Origin of the sequence: Roseococcus thiosulfatophilus (assembly GCF_017311575.1) — a bacterium.
In the GTDB taxonomy this organism is placed as follows: Bacteria; Pseudomonadota; Alphaproteobacteria; order Acetobacterales; family Acetobacteraceae; genus Roseococcus; species Roseococcus thiosulfatophilus.
Map to the genome: position 1 here is coordinate 82,140 of NZ_JAFFQY010000055.1, position 24,548 is coordinate 106,687.

General features: G+C 70.9%; 20 protein-coding genes. 7 read left to right on the plus strand and 13 right to left on the minus strand.

The features are described 5' to 3' along the window. The first annotated feature begins 2 nt into the window (after positions 1 to 2). From JTN19_RS14975 to JTN19_RS15000, 6 genes are all read left to right on the plus strand, one after another. Complete coding sequence (locus JTN19_RS14975) at positions 3 to 890, plus strand: lipid A biosynthesis lauroyl acyltransferase (RefSeq protein ID WP_206934272.1); 888 nt, start codon at positions 3 to 5, stop codon at positions 888 to 890. A gap of 147 nt (positions 891 to 1,037) precedes the next feature. Then, complete coding sequence (locus JTN19_RS14980; protein ID WP_206934274.1) at positions 1,038 to 1,565, plus strand: CHAP domain-containing protein; 528 nt, start codon at positions 1,038 to 1,040, stop codon at positions 1,563 to 1,565. A 12-nt stretch (positions 1,566 to 1,577) separates the two neighbouring features. Further along, entirely contained in the window at positions 1,578 to 2,267 is a 690-nt protein-coding gene (locus tag JTN19_RS14985) for an alpha/beta fold hydrolase (RefSeq protein ID WP_206934276.1), read from the plus strand. A gap of 55 nt (positions 2,268 to 2,322) precedes the next feature. Further along, on the plus strand, positions 2,323 to 3,294 hold the full coding sequence (locus JTN19_RS14990; RefSeq protein ID WP_206934278.1) for a Bug family tripartite tricarboxylate transporter substrate binding protein: 972 nt from the start codon (positions 2,323 to 2,325) through the stop codon (positions 3,292 to 3,294). A 93-nt stretch (positions 3,295 to 3,387) separates the two neighbouring features. After that, positions 3,388 to 5,325 carry an acetate--CoA ligase gene (gene acs, locus JTN19_RS14995; RefSeq protein WP_206934281.1) on the plus strand — a complete coding sequence of 646 codons (1,938 nt, stop codon included), beginning with the start codon at positions 3,388 to 3,390 and terminating at the stop codon, positions 5,323 to 5,325. 49 nt (positions 5,326 to 5,374) lie between these two features. After that, complete coding sequence (locus JTN19_RS15000; protein ID WP_206934283.1) at positions 5,375 to 6,136, plus strand: hypothetical protein; 762 nt, start codon at positions 5,375 to 5,377, stop codon at positions 6,134 to 6,136. Positions 6,137 to 6,265: 129 nt separating this feature from the next. Here JTN19_RS15000 and JTN19_RS15005 read toward each other — a convergent pair whose 3' ends face one another. The 6 genes from JTN19_RS15005 to JTN19_RS15030 all read right to left on the minus strand — a co-directional run bounded on the left by JTN19_RS15005 (position 6,266) and on the right by JTN19_RS15030 (position 16,010). Beyond that, the gene (locus JTN19_RS15005; RefSeq protein ID WP_206934285.1) at positions 6,266 to 9,388 is read right to left on the minus strand and encodes an efflux RND transporter permease subunit; all 3,123 of its coding nucleotides are present in this window, start codon (positions 9,386 to 9,388) and stop codon (positions 6,266 to 6,268) included. Beyond that, on the minus strand, positions 9,385 to 10,536 hold the full coding sequence (locus tag JTN19_RS15010) for an efflux RND transporter periplasmic adaptor subunit (protein WP_206934287.1): 1,152 nt from the start codon (positions 10,534 to 10,536) through the stop codon (positions 9,385 to 9,387). Before JTN19_RS15010 ends, JTN19_RS15005 begins: the two co-directional genes overlap by 4 nt. A gap of 384 nt (positions 10,537 to 10,920) precedes the next feature. Continuing rightward, positions 10,921 to 12,855, minus strand: a complete 1,935-nt coding sequence (locus tag JTN19_RS15015) for a TRAP transporter permease (RefSeq protein ID WP_206934289.1) — start codon at positions 12,853 to 12,855, stop codon at positions 10,921 to 10,923. A gap of 66 nt (positions 12,856 to 12,921) precedes the next feature. Next, entirely contained in the window at positions 12,922 to 14,070 is a 1,149-nt protein-coding gene (locus tag JTN19_RS15020; protein WP_206934291.1) for a TAXI family TRAP transporter solute-binding subunit, read from the minus strand. 58 nt (positions 14,071 to 14,128) lie between these two features. Next, a complete protein-coding gene (locus tag JTN19_RS15025; protein ID WP_206934293.1) occupies positions 14,129 to 14,968 on the minus strand; it encodes an alpha/beta fold hydrolase in 840 nt (279 codons plus the stop codon). A 52-nt stretch (positions 14,969 to 15,020) separates the two neighbouring features. Continuing rightward, the gene (locus tag JTN19_RS15030; RefSeq protein WP_206934295.1) at positions 15,021 to 16,010 is read right to left on the minus strand and encodes a tripartite tricarboxylate transporter substrate binding protein; all 990 of its coding nucleotides are present in this window, start codon (positions 16,008 to 16,010) and stop codon (positions 15,021 to 15,023) included. Between the two features lie 164 nt (positions 16,011 to 16,174). Here JTN19_RS15030 and lpdA point away from each other — a divergent pair, with 164 nt between their 5' ends. Then, a complete protein-coding gene (gene lpdA / locus JTN19_RS15035) occupies positions 16,175 to 17,566 on the plus strand; it encodes a dihydrolipoyl dehydrogenase (RefSeq protein WP_206934297.1) in 1,392 nt (463 codons plus the stop codon). A gap of 242 nt (positions 17,567 to 17,808) precedes the next feature. On the opposite strand, the gene tcuB is transcribed toward lpdA, so the two are convergent. Genes tcuB through JTN19_RS15070 form a run of 7 tightly spaced genes read right to left on the minus strand, consistent with a single transcriptional unit; the run spans position 17,809 to position 24,547 of the window. Further along, positions 17,809 to 18,972 carry a tricarballylate utilization 4Fe-4S protein TcuB gene (gene tcuB / locus JTN19_RS15040; RefSeq protein WP_206934299.1) on the minus strand — a complete coding sequence of 388 codons (1,164 nt, stop codon included), beginning with the start codon at positions 18,970 to 18,972 and terminating at the stop codon, positions 17,809 to 17,811. Next, positions 18,959 to 20,353, minus strand: coding sequence for an FAD-dependent tricarballylate dehydrogenase TcuA (tcuA, locus tag JTN19_RS15045; RefSeq protein WP_206934300.1), 1,395 nt, complete (start codon positions 20,351 to 20,353; stop codon positions 18,959 to 18,961). The genes tcuB and tcuA overlap by 14 nt, the downstream gene beginning before the upstream one ends. A gap of 29 nt (positions 20,354 to 20,382) precedes the next feature. Then, on the minus strand, positions 20,383 to 21,207 hold the full coding sequence (locus JTN19_RS15050) for a metallophosphoesterase family protein (RefSeq protein ID WP_206934302.1): 825 nt from the start codon (positions 21,205 to 21,207) through the stop codon (positions 20,383 to 20,385). Then, positions 21,204 to 21,956, minus strand: coding sequence for a phosphonate ABC transporter, permease protein PhnE (gene phnE / locus JTN19_RS15055; RefSeq protein ID WP_206934304.1), 753 nt, complete (start codon positions 21,954 to 21,956; stop codon positions 21,204 to 21,206). Before phnE ends, JTN19_RS15050 begins: the two co-directional genes overlap by 4 nt. Further along, positions 21,953 to 22,795, minus strand: coding sequence for a phosphate/phosphite/phosphonate ABC transporter substrate-binding protein (locus JTN19_RS15060; RefSeq protein ID WP_206934306.1), 843 nt, complete (start codon positions 22,793 to 22,795; stop codon positions 21,953 to 21,955). The genes phnE and JTN19_RS15060 overlap by 4 nt, the downstream gene beginning before the upstream one ends. After that, positions 22,783 to 23,736 carry a radical SAM protein gene (locus JTN19_RS15065; RefSeq protein ID WP_242531174.1) on the minus strand — a complete coding sequence of 318 codons (954 nt, stop codon included), beginning with the start codon at positions 23,734 to 23,736 and terminating at the stop codon, positions 22,783 to 22,785. Before JTN19_RS15065 ends, JTN19_RS15060 begins: the two co-directional genes overlap by 13 nt. A 13-nt stretch (positions 23,737 to 23,749) precedes the next feature. Further along, positions 23,750 to 24,547 carry a DUF547 domain-containing protein gene (locus JTN19_RS15070; RefSeq protein ID WP_206934310.1) on the minus strand — a complete coding sequence of 266 codons (798 nt, stop codon included), beginning with the start codon at positions 24,545 to 24,547 and terminating at the stop codon, positions 23,750 to 23,752. Position 24,548 lies beyond the last annotated feature (1 nt).

Genomic DNA, 24,548 nt, shown 5'->3' on the forward strand with positions numbered 1-24,548 from the left:
GCGTGCGCGCGAGGCTGGCCCTGGCGGGGGAATGGGCGGTCGCGCTGGTGGCGCGGGCGGCCTTCGGCTTCCTGCGGCTGCTGGGGCTGCGGGCGGCCTCGGCGCTGGGCGGATTCGTGCTGCCGCTGCTGGGGCCGCTGACGCGCAACCACCGGCAGATGATGGACAATCTCCGCCTTGCCCTGCCGGAGTTGGACGCGGCGCAGCACCGCGCCATCGCGCGCCGCGCCTGGGAGAATCTGGGCCGCACCGCCTGCGAATACGCGCATCTGGACCGCATCTGGGATTTCGACGGCGGGCGCGTCTATTCCCACCCGGACACCAAGGCGCGGCTGCACGCCCTGCTGGCCGAGGGCCGGCCGGTGCTGACCTTCTCGGCGCATCTGGCGAATTGGGAATTGCCGGCAGTGGTGGCGGCGCGGATGGGGCACCAGGGGGCCATCCTCTACCGCACGCCCAACAACCGCTTCATCGCGGCCGACATCATCGCCCGCCGCGCGCCCATCATGGGCGAGCTGATCCCGGCCAGCGTGGCCGCGCCCATCCGCATGGCCTCCGCGCTGGATGAGGGCAAGTCGCTCGGCATGCTGGTGGACCAGCGCTTCGGCCGCGGCCCGGTGGTGCCCTTCTTCGGCCAGCCGGCGGCCTCCAACCCCTTCCTGGCGCGGCTGGCGCGGCGCTTCGAGGCGCCGGTCTATGGCATGCGCGCCATCCGTGAGCCCGGCCCGCGCTTCCGGATCGAGCTGATCGGGCCGGTGGAACTGCCGCGCGACGCCACGGGCCGGGTGGATGTGGAGGCCAGCACCGCCCTGCTGAACCGCATCATCGAAGGCTGGATCCGCGAGGACCCGGGGCAGTGGCTGTGGATGCATCGCCGCTGGCGGCGTTGAAGGAATCACCGCTGGCGGCGTTAGGCGGATCGCCGCTGGCGGCGTTGATGCGCTGAAAGGCTGGATTTCCGCCGGAATTCCAGGCTACAGCACCCCATGCGCCACCTTGGGGAAGGCGGCGCCCATCCACTGGGGGGAGTGGACCACATGAACCGACGCGCGCTTCTCGGCGCCTGCGCCCTGGGCGCCCCGCTGGCCATGCTGGCCGGCTGCGGCACCAGCCGCGCCCCGGCGCCGCCCGTCATCGCCGACGTCCCGGGCCATGGGCCCTACACCGGCATCTCCTGCGTGCCCTATGCGCGGCAGCGCTCGGGCATCCAGCTCGCGGGCGATGCCTGGCAGTGGTGGGACGCGGCGGCGGGGCGCTACAGCCGCGCCCGCCGGCCGGAGCCGGGCGGCGTGCTGGTCCTGGCCCGCACCTCGCGGCTGAATTCGGGGCACCTGTCCGTGGTGCGGCGGGTGGTGTCGTCGCGGGAAATCCGGGTGGACCATGCCAACTGGGCCTCGGGCAGCCTGCGCGGCCGCGTGGCGGAGGACCAGCCGGTGGTGGATGTCTCGCCCCGCAACGACTGGACGCAGGTGCGCGTCTGGTATCCGCGCATCAACGCCCTGGGCAACACGGTCTTCGCGGCGCATGGTTTCATCCTGCCCCGCACGGTGATGGCAGGGCGCTGAAGGGGGGTCCCGATGGCCTGCATCCTCGTCTGCCATGGCGCCTGGTCGGGCGGCTGGTCCTGGAAGAAGCTGCGCGAACCGCTGCGCGCGGCGGGGCATGAGGTCTTCACGCCCACCTACACCGGCCTTGGCGAACGCGCCCACCTGGCCCACCCGATGCTGGACCTCGAAACGCACATCCAGGACATATTGGGCGTGATCGAGGCTGAGGATCTGCGCGACATCACCCTCGTCGCGCATTCCTATGGCGGGATGGTGGGCACGGGCGTGGGCGACCGCGTGCCGGACCGCATCCGCCGCCTGATCTATCTGGATGCCTTCGTGCCGGAGGATGGCCAGTCCCTGCAGGACATGGTGGGCGGCGGCGGGCCCGAGGCACCTTTCGAAGGCTGGCTGGTCCCTCCCCTGCCCGGCGCGCCCGACACCGCGCCCGAGGACCTCGCCTGGACCCTCCCGCGCCGGCGCCACCAGCCCGCGCGCTGCTTCACCCAGAAGCTGCGCCTGACCCACGCCACCCCGCCCTTTGCGCGGACCTATATCCATTGCACCGTGAAGGACGGCCACGACCCCTTCCGCCCCATCGCGGACCGGCTGCGCCACGCCCCCGGCTGGGGTTTTCTCGAAATGGCGGCCAGCCACAGCCCCAACATCACGGCACCCGAGGCCCTGGCCGCGCTGATCCTGGAACTGGCGCAAGGGTGATTTCGCCGGGCCGCGTCCCGCCCTATACGGCCGGCAAATGAACCGGAGGCCGCCCATGTCCATTCCCCGCCGCGCCGCCCTGGCCCTGCCGGCCTTGGCGCTCGCGCCCGCCGCGCACGCCCAAGGCGCCTGGCCCTCGCGCCCCGTGCGGCTGGTCGTGGGCTTCCCGGCCGGCTCCACCCCGGACATCGCGGCGCGCGCCCTGGCGCAGCACCTCCAGCCGGTGCTGGGCCAGCCCGTGGTGGTGGACAACCGGGCGGGCGGCGGCGGGACCATCGGGGTGGATACGGCCCTTCGCGCCCAGGACGAGCACAGCCTGATCGTCACCATCGGCGGGCCCGGCTCCATCGCGCGGCTGGTCAACCCGCAATTGCCCTATGACCCGGCCACCGACCTGATGCCCATCAGCCTGCTCGCGCGCATGCCCTTTGTGCTGTCGGTCCATCCGGGCGTGCCGGTGCGCGACGTGGCGGGCCTCATCGCCCATGTGCGGGCCAACCCCGGGCGGCTGAACTATGGCTCGGTGGGGGCGGGCACGCTGGGGCACCTGGTCACGGCGGAATTCGCGGCCCGGCATGGGCTGGAGATGACGCATGTGCCCTTCCGCTCCTGGCCCCAGGCCATCGGCGAGGTCGTCGCCGGCCGCGTGCAGGTCATGGCGGCCGCGGCCGGCGCCGTGCTGCCCCAGGCACTGTCCGAACAGGTGCGCCCCCTGGCCGTGACCGGCGAGGCGCGCATGAACCAGCTTCCCGCCATCCCCACCCTGCGCGAGCAGAATGAGCCCGATATCGGCGCCTATGCCTGGATCGGCCTGTTTGCCCCGCGCGGCACGCCCGAGGCGCGCATCACCCGCCTGGCCGGGGAGGCCGGCGCCGCGCTGGCCGCCCCCGAGACCCACCGCGCCCTGACCACCGCGGGCTTCGAGCCGCTGGGCACGCCCCCCGCCCCGCTGGCCGCGCTGGTGCGCGCCGAACTTTCCCATTGGGGCGAGGTGATCCAGCGCCTGGGCATCCGCCCTGAAAGTTGACAAGGCCCAACACCTGACAAGTCATTGACGCGCGGCGACCCGCCATGCGCCAATTCCGGAAGAAAATGCCTGAAGTGAGGGAGACGCCACGCCATGCCCGATGACGGCCTCATCGCCATCAAGCCCGAGATCGCGGCGAAGGCCCGCGTGACCGCCGAGCGCCGCGCCACCATGGCGGAACAGGCCGCCACCGACCCCGACGGCTTCTGGCGCGGCGAGATGAAGCGCATCGCCTGGATGCGCGAGCCCACCAAGATCAAGAACACCGACTTCACCGGCGACGTGTCCATCAAGTGGTTCGAGGATGGGGAGCTGAACGCCTCCGTCTCCTGCCTGGACCGCCACATCGCGGCGGGGCGGGGCGATCAGGTCGCCATCATCTGGGAGGGCGACGACCCCAATTCCGACAGCAAGACCACCTACGCCCAGCTCCATGCCCGCGTCTGCCAGCTGGCCAACGCCATGCGCAAGCTGGGCGTGAAGAAGGGCGACCGCGTCTGCATCTACCTGCCCATGATCGTGGAAGCCGCGGTGGCGATGCTGGCCTGCGCGCGCATCGGGGCCGTGCATTCCATCGTCTTCGGCGGGTTTTCTCCGGACAGCCTGGCCAGCCGCATCCAAGACAGCGAGTGCAGCCTGCTCATCACCTCCGACGAGGGGCGGCGCGGCGGCCGCAAGGTCCCGCTCAAGGCCAATGCGGATGAGGCGCTGAAGACCTGCCCCAGCGTGCGTCACGTCATCGTGGCGAAGAACACCGGCACCGAAGTCGCCATGCAGGAAGGCCGCGACCACGGCTGGGCGGCGCTGTGCGATGGCGAGCCCACGCAATGCGAGCCGGAGCGGATGAACGCGGAGGACCCGCTCTTCATCCTCTACACCTCGGGCTCCACCGGGAAGCCCAAGGGCGTGCTGCACACCACGGGCGGCTACATGGTCTGGGCGTCCTTCACCCATGAGCTGGTCTTCGACTACCGCCCGGGTGAGATCTACTGGTGCACGGCCGATGTGGGCTGGGTCACGGGCCACACCTACATCGTCTATGGGCCGCTCGCGAACGGGGCCACCACGCTGATGTTCGAGGGCGTGCCCTCCTGGCCCGACAATGGCCGCTTCTGGCAGGTGGTGGACAAGCACCAGGTCAACATCTTCTACACCGCGCCGACCGCCATCCGCGCCCTGATGCGCGATGGCGAGGGGCCGGTGAAGAAGCACAGCCGGGCCTCCTTGCGCATCCTGGGCAGCGTGGGCGAGCCCATCAACCCCGAGGCCTGGCTCTGGTACTACCGCGTGGTGGGCGATGAGCGCTGCCCGGTGGTGGACACCTGGTGGCAGACGGAGACGGGCGGCATCCTGATCTCGCCCCTGCCCGGCGCCGTCGCGCAGAAGCCGGGTTCGGCCACCCTGCCGCTCCCCGGCGTGAAGCCCGCGCTGGTGGATGGCGAGGGGAAGTTCCTCGAGGGCGCGACCGAGGGCAACCTCGTCATCACCGACAGCTGGCCCGGCCAGATGCGCACCGTCTATGGCGACCATGCGCGCTTCGTGCAGACCTATTTCTCGACCTTCCCCGGCCTCTACTTCACCGGCGACGGCGCGCGCCGCGACGCCGATGGCTATTGGTGGATCACCGGCCGCGTGGACGACGTGATCAACGTGGCCGGCCACCGCATGGGCACGGCCGAGGTGGAATCCGCGCTGGTGGCCCACCCCAAGGTGGCCGAGGCCGCCGTGGTCGGCATGCCGCATGACCTGAAGGGCCAGGGCATCTACTGCTACGTCACGCTCAATGCGGGCGAGGAGCCTTCCGACGCGCTGCGGAAAGAACTCGTGGCCTGGGTGCGGAAGGAGATCGGCCCCATCGCCACGCCCGATGCCATCCAGTGGGCGCCCGGCCTGCCCAAGACACGCTCGGGCAAGATCATGCGGCGCATCCTGCGCAAGATCGCGGCGAACGAGACCGACAGCCTGGGCGACACCTCGACGCTCGCCGACCCCGCCGTGGTGCAGGAACTGGTGGACAACCGGGTGAGGTGACGATCCGCCCGGCTTCCCAGCGGTTTGCGGGTCGCGCAAACTGGGCGGCATGAGCCGTAGCATCATCTTTCTGACCACGCCCACCAGCGCGTCGGGCTCGCTGTGGCGTGCGCTGCTGGCCATCAATGGCGGCCGCTACAGGCCGCTCGGCTTCGTGCATGAACGCTACATGGCGCAGCGGATGGACCGGGTGGCGACGGAGCTGCCGCCCGCCACGGATCACCTCGTCAACCACAACGCGCCCCATTACTTCAACCGCAACACCCCGCTGGCCGATTACCGCTTCATCCTGAACGCGCGCGACCCGCGGGACGTGCTGTGCAACCAGTTTCACTGGCAATTCGTCCATCCCTTCCTGGGCGAGACGCCGGAGAAGGAGGCGGCGCGGCGCCAGCGGATCAAGGACATGGGCATTGACGAATGGGTGCTGGCCCAGGACGTCTCGCCCATGTGCCGAAGGTTCATGGAGGTGGCGCGCAGCGTGGACCCGGCCGACCGGATCTTCATCGGCTATGTCCGGTACTGCCTGTACTTCGACGAGGTGACGGAGCGCATCGCCGAGTTCATGGGCACCTCGCTGGACGCCATGACCCCCGCCCAGCGCGCCGCGCTGGAGCAGGAGCGCGTGGGCAACCTGCCCGGCAACCCGCGATGGATCGGCCAGTCCTGGGCCGGGTCCGACACCGCGCCAGGCCGCCACCGCCAGGAATTGCAGCCCCGGACCATCTGGAAACTGTCCAACCGCTACGCCTGGTTCCTCGACTTCCTGCGCGAGACGGATGATCCGCGCGTCACCGCCGCCTACAACTGAAGGGGCTTGCCTGCAGCGTTGCGGAGCGGCTGATCCACGCCTTTGGCGATTCCGCCAAAGGCGATCAGAGGCTGTTCGGCCGAGCGGCTGATTCACACCTTTGGCGATTCCGCCAAAGGTGATCAGGCGCTATTCCGCCGGCGCCTGCGCCCAGGATTTCGGCCGCAGCCGCCGCGCCACCCAGCCCTCGAAGCGGTCCATGTAGACATAGGCCACGGGGACAAACAGCAGGCTGAGCAGCGTGGACGTGGCCAGCCCGCCGATCACCACCAGCGCCATCGGCGCGCGGAACTCGCTCTCCGCGCCGATGCCGAGCGCGATATGCGCCATGCCCGCCACCATCGCGATGGTCGTCATCACGATGGGCCGCGCGCGCTTGCGGCAGGCCTCGATGATGGCCGTGTCACGGTCCACCTGTCCGCCCGCGCGGATCATGATGGCGTATTCCACCAGCAGGATGGAGTTCTTCGCCACGATCCCCATCAGCATCAGCACGCCGATGACGGCCGAGACGCCCATGGCCTGCTGCGTCACCAGCAGCGCCAGCAACGCGCCCCCCAGCGAGAGCGGCAGCGCCGACATGATGGTGAGCGGCTGCAGGAAGCCGCCGAACAGCAGCACCAGCACCAGGTAGACGAGCAGCACGCCCGTTCCCAGCGCCACCAGGAAGCCGCTGAAGAGCTCCGCCATCACCTCCGTGTCACCGGTGGGGCGGTTCGCGACACCCGGCGGAAGGTTCTGCATGATGGGCAGGGCGGCCACCCGCTGCATGGCGTCGCCCAGCGGCATGCCGCCGAGTTCCGCCTCCACCGTCAACTGCCGCTGCCGGCCCAGCCGGTCGATCTGCGCGGGGCCGGCGGCGTGGGCGATGTCGGCCACGGCCTCCAGCGGCACGGGCAGCCCGCCGCGCCCTTCCACGCGCAGCGCGCGCAGTTCCGACATGTCGGCCCGCGCGCGTTCGTCCAGCATGACGCGGATGGGAATCTGCCGCTCGGCCAGGGTGAAGCGCGGCAGGGCCTGGTCCACATCGCCCACCGTCGCCAGCCGGATGGTGTTGGCGATGGCCGAGACCGAGACGCCCAGATCCGCCGCCCGCGCCTCGCGCGGCGTGATCTGCAATTCGGGCCGCGCCAGCGCCGCCGTGGACCGCGCGCCCGAAAGCCCCGGGATGGTCCGCATCTGCGCCGCCAGCGCATCGCCGGCCGCGGACAAGGTCGGGGGGTCCTGCCCCACCAGCGTGACCTGCAGGCGCGAGCCGCTCTGCCCGTCCGCGCCAAAGCGGATGCGCGCGCCGGGGATCATCTCCAGCTCCGGCCGCAGGGCGTTTTCGATCTGCACCTGGCGCAGCGCACGCTCCTGGAAGGGCACGAGCGTGGCCAGGATATTCGCCACGCGCGGGTCGCCATTGCGGGTCACGCTGCCGAGGCCCGGGCCCCCGCCGCCGCCCACCTGCGTGCCCAGGCTCGCGAAGACCGTCACCACCTCGGGCCGCGCGCGCAGGATGCGCGTGGCCTCGCGCACCGCCGCATCCGTCTCCTCGATGGTGGCGCCGGGGGCGAGTTCCAACGCCATGGAAATCCGCCCGCGATCGGCCCCCGGCACGAAATCGCGCGAGATGAAGGGAATCAGCGCCAGCGACACCGCGAAGAAGCCCACGCCGCCCAGGATGGTCAGGCGCTTGTGCCGCAGGCACCAGCGCAGCACGCCGCCATACCAGCGGCCCACCCGGCCTTCGCGTTCATGGTCATCGCGCGGCGGCTTCAGGAAATAGGCGCCCAGCAGCGGGGTCAGCAGCCGCGCCACCACCAGCGAGAACACCACCGCCGCCGCCACCGTCAGCCCGAACTGCCGGAAGAACTGGCCGGGAATGCCCGGCATGAAGGCCACCGGCACGAAGACGGCCAGGATGGTGGCCGTCGTCGCCACCACGGCGAGGCCGATCTCGGCCGAGGCGTCGAGCGAGGCGCGGAAAACGCTGATGCCCGGCGTCTGCCTGATGTGCCGGACGGTGTTCTCGATTTCGACGATGGCATCGTCCACCAGCACGCCCACCACCAGCGTCAGCCCCAGCAGCGTGACGTTGTTGAGCGAGAAGCCCAGCCACTGCATCACGAAGAAGGTCGGGATCAAGGACAGCGGCATGGCGAGCGAGGCCATGATGGTCGCCCGCCAGTCGCGCAGGAAGAGATACACTACCAGCATCGCCAGCACGGAGCCCACCACCAGCGCCTCGATCGCGGCGTGGTAGCCGGCCATGACGAAGGTGGCGGTGGTGGTGACGGGCGTGACCTCCACATCCAGCTCGGCCGACAGGGCGCGGGCGCGGGCCATCACCTCCTCCGCCACGCGCACCTCCGAGGAGCCGCGGGTGCGGACGATCTCGAAGCCCACCACCGGCCTGCCATCCAGCCGCGCCGCGGTGCGGATTTCGGCGGTGCCGTCCTCCACATCGGCCAGTTCGGCCAGCCTTGCGCTGCGGCCGCTGGGCAGGATGATGCTGCGCTCCCGCAGCTCCGCCACCGTGATGGCGGAGCCCAGGGTGCGAATGGCCTGCTCGCCCGTACCGATGGTGCCCCGCCCGCCGGGCAGGTTGATGTTCTGCTCGCGCAGCTGCGCGTTCACCTGGCCCGCGGTGATGCCCAGCGCGAGCAGCCGGTCGGGCCGCAGCGCCACGCGGATTTCGCGCGCGACACCCCCAACGCGGTTCACCTGCGCCACTCCGTTCACGGCCAGCATGGCGCGCGAGATGGTGTCGTCCACCAGCCAGCTCAGCTCCGGCACCGTCAGCCGGGGCGAGGAGACGGTGAAGGTCACGATGGCCCCGCCCGTGGCCTCGACGCGCGTCACCACGGGTTCGCGCACCCCGGCCGGCAAATCGCTGCGGATGCGCCCCACCGCGTCGCGCACGTCATTGGCCGCGCGGTCTATGTTGGTGCCCAGCGTGAATTCCACGATGGTGGTGGAACTGCCATCCACGATGATGGAGCGGATGGTCTTCACCTGCCCCAGCCCCGCCACCGCATCCTCGACGCGGCGGGTCACCTGGGTCTCCATCTCGGTGGGCGCCGCCCCCGACTGCACGACCGAGATCACCACCGCCGGCAGGTCGAGGTCCGGCGTGTTGTTGATGCGCAGCATAGGGTAGGCGAAAATCCCCGCCACCGTCAGCAGCAGGAAGAGGACGGTCGTCGCCACCGGGTTGTGGATGGCCCAGCCCGAGATGTTGCGGTGCTGGGGCAGAATGCGGCTCATGGCGCCGCGACCCGCACCAGATCCCCATCGGCCAGGAAGCCCGCGCCGGAGAGCACCACGCGCTCCCCTTCCGCCAGGCCCTCGCGCACCTCCACCATGCCGTCCAGCCGCTGGCCGAGGGTGAGGCGGCGCAGGCGCACGCGCTCCTCACCGGGCGCCAGGGTGAAGACGGCGGGCGCGCCGTCGCGGAACACCACGGCGGCGGCGGGCACCAGCACGGCCGGGCGCGGCGGGCCCATGATCTCGGCCCGGGCGAACATGCCGGGCAGCAGGCCCGAACCGGGCGGCAGCGCCACATGCACGGTGCCCAGCCTGTTCTCGGTGGTGATGGTGGGGGCGATGGCGCGCACCTCGGCCATGATCTCGCGCCCGCCATGGCGGACGCGGACCGGCTGGCCGGGGGCGATGCCGGCCAGTTCCAGCTCCGGCACGCGGGCGTTCAGCTCCAGCCGGCCGTCACGCACCAGGCGCAGCGCCTCCTGCCCCGCGCCGGTGACGGCGCCGATGCGCAGCACCACACGGGAGACGAGGCCATCGGTCGGCGCCAGCATGGTCGCCTGGGCCAGGCGCGCCGCCACCTCCTCGCGCCGCGCGATGGCGGCGGCGAGCCGCGCCTCGGCCTGGGCGGCGACGGATTCGCGCTGCTCCAGCACCTGCCGCGGGCCGATGCCGCCACTGGCGAGGGTGCGGGCGCGGGCGACCTCGCTCTGGGCGAAGTCCAGCGCCAGCCTGGCCTCGTTGATGCTGGCCTCCACCTGGGCGCTCTGGGCGCGCAGCAGGGCATCGTCCAGGCGCACCAGCACATCGCCGGCGCGCACCTGGTCGCCTTCCTCCACCCGCACCTCGAGAACGCGCAGCCCACCCACCTCGGCGCCCAGCACCAGCTCCTGCCAGGGGGCGACACTGCCATCGCCCACCACCGGCACGGCCAAGGGGCGGGTGCTGGCGGGGATGAGCGGGACGGTGAGCACGGGGGTCGGGCCGATCGCGGCGGGCGCCCGCGGCGTGGCGGCGGGGCGCGGCCAGAGGAACCAGCCGGCGACGGCCAGCGCCAGCAGCGCCAGCACGAGCATGACGACGCGCCCCCGTCGGCGCGTGGGGCGGGAGGAATGCGCTTCCTCCGCCTCCTGCGGACGGGCATCGAGCATGTTCATCGGAAGAGAGGCCGGCCGGCGGGGCGAAGTTGCATGGTTGGGCGCTTATCCCACGAAATGCCCCCCCGGCGCAGGTCAATTCCGCGCCATGAGATGATCTGTAACACCCGTGATCTAAGCCCTCAGGCGCCGGGCGCGCGCTCCGCGCGCTGGGCTTTCGCCGCGCGACGGGTGCGCCTGTGGCGCGGTCGGTGGGGCGGCGCCGGCCGCCTTGCGGCCGGATTCGTGCGACTGAGCGCCCACCGTATCATGATTCACGCCCTCAGGCGCCGGGCGCGCGCGCCGCGCACTGGGCTTTCGCCGCGCGACGGGTGCGCCTGTGGCGCGGTGGGGTGGGCGGCGCCGGCCGCCTTGCGGCCGGATTCTGGCCGGCTGCGCCTACGCCGCCACCCTCGGCCTGGCCAGCCACATGGCCAGGATGCCCGCCAGCGCGATGCCCAGCCCCACCATGTCCGTCATCCCCTCCGGGATCAGCAGCAGCAGCCCGCCCACCAGGATGGGAATGCGCGCCCAGATGGGCGTGGGGCCGACGCCATAGACATATCCTTCGAAGGCCGAGGCCAGCATGAAGATCGCCACCCCCGCCGTCGCCACCGATTGCAGGATCAACGGCAGGTCGCCCCGCAGGATCAGCGCCGGCTGCAGCACGAAGAGCACCGGCAGCAGCATCAGCAGGCAGCCGATGCGCAGCGACATCAGCCCCGTCTTCATCGGCGAGGATTTCGCGATGGAGGCCGCGGCGATGGCCGCCAGCGCCACCGGCGGCGTGATGAAGGAGACGATGCCCCAGTAGAGGACGTAGAGATGCGAGGCCATCGGGTCCAACCCCGCCTGCACCAGCGCCGGCGCCAGCACGATGGCCAGGAAGATGTAGCAGGCGGATGCCGTCATCCCCATGCCCAGGATGAAGCTGGTGATGGCGCCGAAGAACAGCAGCAGCCCGATATTGCCCGCCGCATACTGCACCAGCTCGCGCGAGAAGGAGTTGGCCACCCCCGTGACGGACAGCGCCCCGATGATGAGCCCGATGCCCGCGATGAGGGCCACGATCTGCGCCACCGCCTGCCCGCCATCCACCACCAGCCGGCAGAAGGACATCAGGTTGAACCCGGTCACCTTGCGCCGCAGCACCGCCACGACCAGCAGGAAGAGGCAGACCCAGAAGGGCGCCTGCGCCTCCATCCGGAAGGCCAGCAGCAGCACCGTCAGCCCCACGATGGCGCCGATGAAATACCAGCCCGAAGCCAGCGTGGGCCCGAGCGGCGGCACCTCCGACTTCGGCACGCCGCGCAGCCCCTTCCGCACGGCGTAGAGGTCCGTCTGCAGGAACAGCGCGGCATAGAACAGCACCGAGGGCAGCAGGGCCGCCAGCATCACCTCGGCATAGGGCACGTTCAGGAAGGTCGCCATGATGAAGGCGGCAGCACCCATCACGGGCGGCATCAGCGCCCCACCCGTGGAGGAACAGGCCTCCACCGCCCCCGCGTAATGCGACGAATAGCCGCAGCGCTTCATGGTGGGGATGGTGAGCGTGCCCGTCGTCAGCACGTTGGAGGTGGGGCTGCCCGAAAGCATGCCGAAGGTGGCGGACGACACCACCGCCACCTTGGCCGGCCCCCCGCGCGAGGTGCCCATCAAGGCCAGCGCGAAATCCATGAAGAAGGCCGCCCCGCCCGTGGCGGAGAGCACCACGCCGAAGATGAGGAAGCCGATCAGCGTGTCCGCCACCACCTGCATGGGGATGCCGATGATGCTCTCGGTGCCGAAGACATGTTCGCGCACCGTGTCCAGCGGGCTGAACTCCACCCCCCAGAGAAAGCCCGGCATGTCGCCCGCGAAGATGGGAAAGGCGCCGAAGAGCAGGCAGGCGATGAAGAGCACGTTCTCGCCCGTGCGCCGCACCCCATCCAGGATCATCACGATCAGCGCGACACCGAGCCAGGCCGCCCAGTCCGGCGCCGTGGCGTTCCACCCCGCGAGCTGGATGGTGAGCGAGACGGTGGCCAGCCAGATGCTGATGCCAAGCGTGGCCGCGGCGAGGAGCCAGTCGAACCATGGCACATGCGTCTTCTGCCGCTTGATGGCCGGGAAGGCCAGGAAGGCGAAGGCGCCGAAGCAGCCGATGATGAGGTAGTAATAGGCCGTGCTGATCGGCCGGAACCCGCCCAGCCCCAGGTTGAAGACCTGGTTGATGGTCAGCAGCAGCCCCGCGGCCGACAGCACGAAGGCCGCCCAGAAAGCGGCCCCCGTCAGGCGTCCCGATCGCGCCTCCGGGTCCTCGATGGCAGGGGCGGCGGCGACGGTGCTGGACATGCGACAGGAACCCGGGCGGGGTGAAAAGAAGACCGCCGCCGGAGGGCTCCGGCGGCGGGAGGTGGATCAGCCGAGGGTCGCGAGTGCGGCGCGGCGCCGTTCGGTCCAGGCCTCGGCGAAGGCCTCGGCCGGCTGGCTGCGGGCGCCGGGCAGGAATTCGGCCCAGGCGGCACGCAGCGTGTTCAGGCGGGTCAGCGTCTGGTCCTGCCAGCGCTGGATGTCGGCGTTCCAGATGTTGCGCTCCCGCAGGAAGCGGATGGCGCCTTCGTGGAAGGGCGCGTCCATCGGCGGCGTGCCGGCCAGGTTCATGGCCCAGCGCGGCATGATGGGGTTCGCGTCCTTGAACATGTCGAAGCTGTCGGTGATGGCCTGCATCAGCGCATAGACCTCGGCCTCGGCCGCGTCGGCGTTCACCGTGATCATGGGGTAGCGGTAGCCCATGACGTTCACCGGGTTCTGCTCGGACATGCCGGCGCCGATGGTCTCCGCGAAGGGCTCCACGAAGGGCACGGCCCGGCGCGCGCGCTCCCACCCCTCGGCGTTGGCGGGGTCGAGCTGCACCCAGGAGATGCCGCGCGGGCTCGCCTCCAGCTCCCGCAGCACGGCGGCGGCGGGGGCGGCGCCGGCGCAATCGGCCCGCCCCTCGATCAGCGCGCGCAGGCTCGCGGCATAGGAGGGGAACTGCACGATCTGCACGTCGTTCAGCGACAGCCCGGCGAAGGCCAGGATGGGCTCGACCTTGATGTTCACCGACGAATTCGCCGGCACCCAGGCCATGCGCTTGCCGCGCATGTGCTCGGGGCGGGTGATGCCGCTCTCGCGCGTCGCGACCACCGAGAAGGCGTTCTTGCGCCCGGCCAGCACGCGGAAATCCTGCGGGCCCCAGTCGGGCGTCGCGTATTCGTAGAGGCCCTCGGCGGCGAAATAGAGTTCATTGGCCAGCCAGGCATGGCTCGCCCGGCGCTGCTTCAGCGGCAGGATGCGGCCGATGGAGGTGCCCGAGGGCTGCAGCCGCACGCGGGTGCCATGGGCGCGGCCCAGCGCGTCCGAGATGGCCGAGGCCTCGACATAGCCCGTCGAGCCCACGTCATAGACCGACCAGATCATCGTGGCCGGCAGGTTGGCCAGGCTGCGGGTCTGCGCCAGCGCGGGCGTGGCGAGGCCCGCTGCGCTCAAGGCCCCACCAAGGGCGAAGGTGTTGCGACGGGTGATCATCTGGACGGCCTCCTCGATTATTCGTTGCGAGGTTTGTCGGCCAGGAAGGCGCGGCCTGTCAACGCGCCGCGCCCCAGCCATTCTCCAGCATGAAAGCCTCCACCAGCGCGTTGAAGGCGGCCGGCTTCTCGAAATAGGCGGAGTGCCCGGCGGCCGGGATCATCGCCACCCGCGCCCCCGGAATGGCCCCCACCATGCCGGCGGGCGCGAAGGGCGGTAGCACCTGGTCCTCGCCATTCGCGAGGAACAGCACGGGGCAGCGCGCGGCGGCCAGGTCGGCCGGCGGACGGGTGCGGGCGGCGCCCAGGCGGGCGCGCAGCGCCTCCCGGTCCCAGCCCTGCGTCAGCCCGTTGATCTGCCGGTAGAGATGCGCCAGCGCCGGGCTTTCGGCCGCCATGCGCGGGCCGGAGGCGGGCAGGATGTGACGCGCCAGCATCTCCGCCCGCGCGGCGGCGCTCGCCGCCTGCCAGGGGGCGAGTTGCTCCGGCACCGGCGAAGCGGCCTGTCGCGGGTCGAGCGAGCCCGTGGTCGCCGCCAGCACCAGCGCCTTCACACGCCCCGGATGGGCGATGGCAAACTCCACCCCCGTCCAGCCGCCCATGGACTGGCAGACCAGCGCCACCTCGTGATGGCCCAGATGGTCCAGCAGCGCCGCCAGGTCGGGCGCGTATTCCGCCGGGTCCACCCCCATCTCGGGCGCGGTGGAGGGATAAAAGCCCCGGTGGGAGAAGGCGATGCAGGTGTAGTTCGCCGCGAAATGCGCCACCTGCTGCCACCAGGACATCAGGCAGCCCCCCAGCCCATGGGCAAAGACCAGGGGCGGCCCCTGCCCCGTCACCTCATAGGCCAGGGTGCAGTCGGGGCGCGCCAGGGTGCCGGCGCGGTGGGGGAAGCTCATGCGGGGCGGGTTCCGGAAAAAGGGGGGCGCGACCGCCGCGCCCCCGGAGGCATCATTCCATGCGGATGCCGAGGCGCGTCACGATGTCACGCTCATAGGCCGCGCGCTGGACGATGAAGTCGCGGTACTGCTCGCTGTCCAGATAGACGGTCGGCATGTCGAACTGGTTGCGGACGCGGGTGTTCTCCTCGCTCATCAGCGCCTGCTTGAAGGCGTCGTGCAGGATGCGGACGATGCCGGTGTCCATGCGCGGCGGGCCGCTGATGCCGTAGTTGGAGGTGACCACGATGTCATAGCCCAGCTCGCGCAGGGTGGGCACGTCGGGGAAGCGCGACGCGCGCTCGGCGCTCCAGACGCACAGCGCGCGCATCCGCCCCGCCTCGACATGCGGCGCCCAGGTGGAGCTGTCGGCGATCATGGTCACCTGCCCGCCCAGCACGGCGGTGATGCCCTCGGTGGCGCCGCGGAAGGGCACATGGGTGAACTCCACCCGCTCCCGCGCCGAGATGTCCTCCATCGCCAGATGGTTGGTGGTGGCGATGCCGGAGGTGGAATAGCTCAGCTCACCCGGCCGGCGGCGCGCCTCGGCCAGCAGGTCCTGGAAGGTGCGGATGGGGCTGTCGGCCCGCACCGCGATGCCGAAGAGCCAACCCGTCAGCCCGATGATGTGGGTGAAGTCCGTCGTGGTGTCCCATTGCGGCTGGCGCACCAGGAAGGGCCGGCGGACGACGGAGAGGTGCATCTGCCCCACCGTGTAGCCATCGGGCCGCGCCTCGCGCGCCATATGGATGGCGTGCAGCGTGCCGCCGGCGCCGGCCCGGTTCTCGATCACCACCGGCTGGCCCAGATGCCGCTGCGCCATTTCCGCCAGGTTGCGCAGCTGCACGTCGGAGCTGCCGCCCGGCGGCCAGGGCACGATCAGCCGCACGGCGCGCGTCGGAAAGCCGGATTGCGCGCCGGCCAGGCGCGGCGTGGCGAGCGGGGCCGCCACGGCGGCGGCGAGGGCGGTGCGGCGCGGGAACGGGCCGGGCTTGAAACTCATTCGGAAGCTCCTCCTTCGGGCAGGGCGCATCTGCCGGCGCCCTTGACGTGGCCATGGTGGACCGCGCCCGCGGCCTTTGCCAAGCAGGAGTGTGCCGTCGCGCCTTGCATCCTGGGCCGCCCCGCGCCAAGGTCCGCCCGCATTTCCGGGTTGAGGGGCAGAACATGTCCGAAGCGTTCGACGTCATCGTGATCGGGGCTGGCCCCGGTGGCTATGTGTGCGCCATCCGCGCCGCGCAGCTGGGTCTCAAGGTCGCCTGCGTGGAGAAACGCGCCACGCTGGGCGGCACCTGCCTGAATGTGGGCTGCATCCCCTCCAAGGCGCTGCTGCAAAGCTCCGAGCACTACGAGGAGGCCCTGCACAAGCTGGCCGACCATGGCGTGCAGGTGGGCGGCGTCACGCTGGACCTCGCGCGGATGCAGGCGCGCAAGGGCGAGGTGGTCGCCTCCAACGTCAAGGGCATCGAGTTCCTGTTCAAGAAGAACAAGGTGACCTGGCTGAAGGGGGCGGGGCGCATCGTCTCCCCCGGCCGTGTGGCCGTGGACGGCACCGAATACGAGACGAAGCACATCGTCATCGCGACCGGCAGCGAGAGCATTCCCCTGCCCGGCGTCGAGGTGGATGAGAAGCGCGTCGTCACCAGCACAGGCGGCCTGGAGCTGTCCGAGGTGCCCAAGCACCTGGTCGTCATCGGCGGCGGCTATATCGGGCTGGAGCTGGGCAGCGTCTGGCGCCGCCTGGGCGCGGAAGTGACGGTGGTGGAATTCCTCGACCGCCTGGTGCCCGCCATGGACACCGAGGTCGGCAAGGCCTTCGAGCGCGTGCTGGGCAAGCAGGGCTTCAAGTTCCGCCTCAAGACCAAGGTGACGGGCGCCAAGGTGGACGCGGACGGCGTGGACCTGACGCTGGAGCCCGCCGCCGGCGGCGCGGCCGAGACGCTGCGCGCCGATGTGGTGCTGCTGGCCATCGGCCGGCGGCCCTACCTGGCGGGCCTGGGCCTGGAAGAGGCCGGCGTGGCGCTGGACGAACGCGGCCGCGTCGCCACCGATGGCCATTTCGCGACCAACGTCCCCGGCATCTGGGCCATCGGCGACGCCATCGCCGGCCCCATGCTGGCCCACAAGGCCGAAGAGGAGGGCGTGGCCCTGGCCGAGCAGCTGGTCGGCCAGAAGCCTCACCTCAACCCGCTGACCATTCCGGGCGTGGTCTACACCTGGCCGGAAGTCGCCTCGGTCGGCGAGACCGAGGAGATGCTGAAGGCCCGCGGCCAGGGCTACAAAGTCGGAAAATTCCCCTTCACGGCCAATGGCCGCGCCCGCGCGATGGGCGAGCTGGACGGCTTTGTGAAGCTGCTGGCCGACGACAAGACGGACCGCCTGCTGGGCGCCCATATCATCGGGCCCGATGCCGGCACGCTGATCGCGGAGATCGCGCTGGCGATGGAGTTCGGCGCGTCGAGCGAGGATGTGGCGCGCACCTGCCACGCGCATCCCTCGCTGAACGAGGCGGTGAAGGAAGCGGCGCTCGCTGTCGCAGGGCGCGCGCTTCACATTTAAGTTGCGAGGGCGAGCGCTTTATTCCTTGCCCTCAAGCGCCGGGCGCGCGCTCCGCGCGCTTGGCTTGCGCGCCGCGGCGGGTGCGCCCGCCGCGTAGGCAGTCTGGGCGCGCCGGCCGCCTTGCGGCCGGATACTTGGGGCGCAAGGCGGCTTTTGTAACGTTGATCTAGCTGCGCTGCGGCGAGGCACGATGCCGCGAGCCGGGCGCTGGAATCTGGAGGGGCGCTGTTCCCGCCCCCCCCTCAGCTCGCGCTGGCCGCCTTCAGCGTGGCCTTGCCGGAAGGCGCCTTGGCCGGGGCGGCGCCCACCTCCGCCCCACGCTCCTGCGCGTTCCGCAGCAGGGCGAGGCCCCGATACACCCCATGCACCATCTTGCTGTAGGGCAGCACCAGGAAGAAGGCGAGCACGAGGCCGAGATGCACCGCCAGCATCACGCCCATCGCCCCCGTGTGCCGGACCGCCAGCAGCAGCAGCCCGGTGATGGAGACAAGGAACAGCAGCGACAGCATGGCGTATTCGCCACCCCGCAGCTTCGCCGCCACCGGCCCCGGGTCCGTCACCGTCTTCACCCAGATCAGCCCCGCCGTGCCGATGCACAGCAGCACCCCGCCCCAGGTGCCGAACTGCACGGGCAGGCTCAGGAAATGGTGCGGCGACTTCCAGCCCAGGAAGTGGTGGTAGAAGGCGCCCGTCGTCGTCGCCGCGAAGCACAGCATGAAGCCGTAGAACATGGCGTGGTGCAGCCAGCGCCGCTTCTGCGCGAAGCTGTCGTCAATGTCGTTGCAGCCATGCCCGCCGCCGCCCAGGTTCCGCAGCGTCAGGATGTCGAACGCCGCGGTGGCCACGGGCGCCGGCGTGATGGGCCTGTGCCCCGCCCCCGGCGCCGTGCCGCGCCAATAGCGCAGCGCGCCCATCGCCATGGCAAACAGCGCATAGCCGAAGGTGACCGTCGCCAGCCCCGTCATCAGCCAATACGGAATCACGCGGAAGAAGGCGCCCGTGCCCGTCTGCGCGGTGTAGAGGATGGCCGGGTCCTGCAGCCCCATGGTCAGCAGCAGCACGGCCGTCAGTGCCAGGAACGTCACCAGCACCACCACCGTGCCGTTGCGCTCGAACAGCCGGCCCATGGCGGGCGGCCAGGCATATTCGGCATAGCTCTCGGCGCGGAGCGTGGCGAAGGTCTGCGGGATGTTCACCCCGAAGGCGTGCGGCGGCGCGTATTGGCAGGCGTGGTAACAGCCCTTGCAGCCATGGCAGAGGTTGGCCAGGTGCGTGAGGTCCCCGGTCGAGAATTCCCGCCGCATCGCCATGGCCGGGAAGACCGCGCAATACCCCTCGCAATAGCGGCAGGCATTGCAGATTTCCATCTGCCGCCGGGCTTCGGCCGTGGTCTCAGTTTCTTGCATTCTGGGCCGCCCCCTCGCCGGCCAGCCGCCCGAAGACGGTGCCGATCGTCATTCCGAAACCTGCCAGGTAGCCCTGGCCCAGGATATTGCCAGCCATGATCTCGCCGCTCGCGAACATGTTCGCGCTCGGCTTGCCGTCGGCCATGATGACGCGCGCCTTGTCGTTCACCTTCACGCCCAGGAAGGTGAAGGTGATGCCCGGCGCCAGCGGGTGCCCGATGAAGGGGGGCGTATCAATGCGCCTGGCCCAGTGGCTCTTGGGCGGCGCCAGGCCCTCGGTGCGGCAGTCATCGGGCTTCATGGGCGTGAAGGTCCCGTCGCGCACACTGGCATTGTATTCCGCCACCAGGGCTTCCAGCTTGTCCGGATCAAGGTCCAGCATCCCCGCCAGTTCGCGGATGCTGTTCGCCTTCATCGGCGGAAACACGCTGGGCAGGTAGTTGTGCAGCGCCTTGCTGTCCGTGATGGCATAGGCGCGCGACATCGGCTGCTGCGCGATCATCCGCCCCCAGATGGCGTAGCGCTTGGGCCAGACATCCTCGCCCTCGTCGTAGAAGCGCTCGACATCGCGGTTCACCACGATGGAGAAGGGCACGCAGTCGAGCCGCATGGCCAGCCCGCCATCCTCCATCGGCGCGCGGGCGTCATTGGCCACCGCGTGGAACTGGGTCGGGTCGCCCACCTCCTGCACGCCGGAGGCCAGCAAATCCTTCAGCACCGTGCCCTGGGCATAGGGCGTGCCGCGCACCTGGAAGCGGTCGGCCGCGTCGCCCCAGTATTGCCGCAGCCATTCGCGGTTCGCCTGGAACCCGCCCGCGGAGGCCACCAGCGCCTTGAAGCGGATGCGCTGCGGAAAGCCGCGCCAGGAGACGATGGCCTCCGTCGCATGGCCTTCCTCCACCGCGATGTGCTGCACCTCGGTGTCGTAAAGGATGGTGATGCCGAGCTTCTCCGCCGTGCGGTACAGCGCGTTCACCAGCGCCTTGCCGCCGCCCAGGAAGAAGGCGTTGGTGCGGGACAGGGACAGCGTGCCGGAGAGCGAGGGCTGGAACACCACCCCGCAATCGCGCAGGAAGCCCGGCGCATGCTCGCTCGCGCGGATGCACATGCGGGCCAGGTGCTCATCCGTGCGGCCGCCGGTGACGCGCAGCAGGTCGTCCCAGTATTCCTCCTCCAGGTAGCTTTCCGTCAGCACATCGGTCGGTGCCGGGTGCAGCGCGCGGAGGTTGCGGGTGTGGCGGGAATTGCCGCCGCGCATGGGCTTGGGGGCATGTTCGGCCACCACCACCCGGGCGCCCAGCTTGCGGGCGGTGATGGCGGCGGACAGCGCGGCATTGCCGCCCCCCACCACCAGCACGTCATAGACCGTGTCGAAATCCATCCGGACGATTTACCGCGCGCGGGCGCGGCCTACCAGACCAGCCCCGCCGGTTGCAGCGCCAGGCCCCGCCGCGCGCGGTCGGCGGGCGGCAGGACGTCCTCGGAGGGCCAGAGGCCGGTTTCCAATGCCGCCGCATAGCCCTCGGCGAGGCGCGCACGGCGCATGGCCGCCGCCGCGCCCGCGTGGTCGTAGTCAAGCGCGTGGAAGCTCACCTCCAGCCCATCCTCGCGCGGCGTCAGCAGGCTGAACCACACGCGCGGCGTGCCGTCATGCGCGGGCATGCCGATGGCGCCGGCATTGATCCAGACATTCGCGCCCACCCGCCGCGCGAAGGGGATGCCGCTGTGGCCGGCGAGGACGCCTTCGCAGCCGGTGGCGGCGATCTCCGCCGCCAGCACATCCTCGGGCGTGGAGGGGAAGAGGAAGCGGTTGATCTCGACCGCACCGCCATGCACCACCGCAAGGCGCCGCCCATCGGGCAGGCGCAGCACCAGGCGGCGCGGCAATGCGCCCATCCATTCGCGCTGGGCCGCCGTCACCTCGCGCCGCGCATGTTCATACCAGCCGCGCGCCAGAAGATCGCAGGCCGTGCCCTCCTCGAAGCCGCAGCCGCAATCCTCCGCGCCGGCAGCGAGCTGTTCCTCGCAATTGCCCATCAGCACATGGATGCCGCTGTCCATCACCAGCGCGGTGGTGGCGGCCGCATCGGCCGCATAGGCCACCACATCACCCGTGCAGAGGATGCGCGCGGGCGGGATGCCGCGCCGCGCGGCCTCCACCAGCAGGGCGCGCGTGGCGTGCAGGTTGGAATAGGGCCCGCCGAAGACGAGCCAGGGCGCGTCAAGTTCCATCATGCCAGATGCCGCCGCAGCGTGGCGCTGATCCGGTCCGCCGCCAGCGTCAGCGCGATGATGACGATCAGGATGGCCAGCACCCGGTTGAAGTCGAGAAGGTCCACCGCGTTCTTCAACTCCTGCCCCAGCCCGCCCGCCCCCACCAGGCCCAGCACGGTGGAGGCACGGATGTTGAACTCCCACACATAGAGCAGGTGCGAGAGGTTCTGCGGCATGGTCTGCGGGATCAGCGCGTACAGCGCCACCTGCATCCGCGTGGCGCCCACGGCGGTGATAGCCTCGGAAGGGCGCGGGTCGGCGGTTTCCATGCTCTCGGACCACAGCTTCGCCAGCGACCCCGCCGAATGCAGCGCCACCCCCAGCATGCCCGCGAAGGGCCCGAGCCCGACGGCGGCCACGAAGAGCAGCGCGAAGACGAAGCCATCCGTGCCCCGCAGCCCGTCCAGGACGCCCCGCGCGGGCTGATACAGCGCCAGGAAAGGCGAAAGCGGCCTGGTCGCCAACAGCGCCAGCGGAAAGGCCAGCAGCGCGGCGCAGAGCGTGCCAAGTGTGGCGATCCCCACCGTCTCGCCCGCCCGGCGCGCGATGTCGCCCGCGCCGGAGAAATCGGGCGGCCAGGACCCCGCCAGCCAGCCCAGCAGCCGCGGCAGCCCGGCCGCCAGCCGCGCCGGGTCGGGCGCCACCGTCCAGACGGAGACGCCCAGCAGCGCGACGAACCCCGCCCAGAAGGCGGCCTGTCGCCACGTCACGAGGTGCGCAGCCGCCCCAGCGCGCGGCCCGCGGCCTCGATGGGCGCATAGGTCTCGGTCGTGGCCTCCACCCAGCCGGTGTAGCGCGGCGGCAGGACCTCGGCCGTGGCGGCGATGGCCGCTTCGCGCAGCGCATCGCGCGTGGCCCCGTCCAGGTCCCGCCGCGCGGCCAGCGCGTCATTGGGCAGGGGTTCGCTGCGCCAGACCACCCGCACCTGCTCTGGCCTCACCCGGCCGGAGGCGATCATGGCGTTCAGGTTCCGGTCGAAATCCGTCGCCAAATCCACCTGGCCCGAGGCGACCGAGATCACGTTCGCCGCATGGCTCGCCCCGTCGCGGTAGCGAAAATAGGTGCGCGGATCCACGCCCTGCGTCTGGAACCAATGGTGCGGGATAAGCCAGCCCGAGGTCGAGCCCGCATCGGCGAAGGAGATGGACATCCCCCGCGCATCCTCCGGGAAGCGGGCGATGTTCACCCCTTCGCGCGCGATGATGATCGCGTGGTAGGTCGGCCGGCCTTCATAGAGCACCGTCGCCAGCGCCTCGGCGCCGGCCCGCGCATGGGCCAGCACATAGCCCCAAGGCCCCATCCAGGCCGCGTCCACCTGGCCCGAGCCCATGGCCACCGCGATGCCCGCCCAGTCCGTGGTGACGGTGAGCGCGTAGGGTCGGCCAAGGCGCTGCGCCAGATGTGCGAAGAAGGGCTCGAAGGCCCGGCGCGTGTCGCCGGCGGTGGGCTGGAAGGGCCCGACGGCGAAGCGCAGCGGCGTGGCGGTCCGCGCCAGCGCCGGCGTGGCGAGGAAGGCACCCAGCGCGGCGCGGCGAGTCAGCGGGAGCATGAGGCCCCTCCCAGCACGCAGAAAGTCGCGCAATGCGGGTGGTTCAGCGAAACGGGCCGCGCGGCCTCTTCCAGCGTCGCCCCCAGTTCGAAGCGCGCGTCATAGGCCAGCAGCGTGCAGGCCAGCACGGCGGGGCGTTCGGCGCCCTTGCGCTTCACCACCATCCGCGCCGAGGCGCACATCATGCTGTCGGGCGACTTCTTCAGGATGCCCCAGCAGGCCTCCGTGATCTCGGGCACGTCACGGCCGGAATCCATCTCCGGAAACAGCATCAGCGCCACGGGGTCGTCCGCGTCCACGGGAATGCCGTGCCGCGCGAACAGCGCCGCATAGCCCGCGCGCATCGCCGCCTCGCCATCATGGCCGAAACCCACGCGGCCGGCGACATGGAGGGTGAAGCCCTCGCGCGCCAGCCATTCCAGCCCCTCGATCGTGCGGGCGTAGCTGCCGGGTCCGCGCTCGATGTCGTGCACCGCGGCGTCATGGTGGTCCAGGCTGACGCGGATGGTGAGGCGCCCGCCGCCATGCCTGGCCAGCAGCGCGCGCAGCGGTCCCGCGTAGCGCCGCATGGGCTGCATCGCGTTGGTCAGCACCAGGGCGCGCAGCCCGCGTGCCAGCACGTCGTCCAGCATCGGGATGAGGCCCGGGTTCATGAAGGGCTCGCCGCCGGTGAAGCCCACCTCGCGCACGCCCATCCCTTCCGCCTCGTCCAGGTAGGAAGCGACCTCGGCGGGCGTGATGTAGACCAGCGCGTCGTTGCGCGGGCTGCTCTCGATGTAGCAATTCGCGCAGGTGATGTTGCACAGCGTGCCGGTGTTGACCCACAGCGTCTCCAGCGCGGTCAGGGCCACGCTCGCCCGGCGCTCGCCCTTCAGCGTCACCTCCGGGTGCCGGAACTTGGCGGGGTCGAGGCGCGGGACGTCCTGGGTGCGGATGGACAAGGGCATTGCTCCTTCAGGACAGGTTCGCGGCGTCATTGAGCGCCCAGTCATAGGCGTCCTCGGCGATGCGCGATGCGCCGGCGAGCCGCCGCGCGCCCTCACCCGTCGCATATTGCCTCAAATGGGCGATGACGCCCGCTTCGGAACCCCCGAAATCCTCCTGGAACCACTTGTAGATGGAGGAGACGCGCAGCCCCCCATCCGCCCGGAAGGCGGCCCCGCGCGGGTGGTTCACGAAGGCGCGGGCGGCCTCGTCCAGCGCCGCCTCCAGCGTCTCCGCCCGCCAGGCGCGCGGCCAGAGGTTGGGGCAGCCGATCGAGGCGCAGTTCACCGCGTAATGCACCCGCGGGTCGCGGAAGGTGGGGCGCATGGTCTCGTGCTCGATGTCGTCGAGCGACATGCGCCGGCCCTCCACCGTCACCAGCCGCGTGCGCCAGGGGCCGATGAACTGGCGCGGATCGAAGGGCACGCCTGTCGAGCGGATGTCGCGGATGGAACGCACCGGGTAACGGTCCAGCACCACCTTCAGCGTCAGCGCGTTGTAGAGGTTGGCCCAGTAGGCATAGGCCTCGGCCCGCGCCATGGCCGAGGGCCGGGCTTCGGCCGCCGCCGTGATCCACTCGTCCAGCGCGGCCATGTCGGCGGAACTCGCCTTCCAGGCGGCATAGCGCACGCGGCTCACGCCATCCTCGGGCAGCACGACATGGCGGGCGAGCAGCCCATCCAGCGCCTCGGGCGCGGCGGCGCGGCCGGGGCGGACCAGCAGCGCGGCGGTGGCAAGCCCGGGGATGGCGCGTCGGGTCATGGTCATG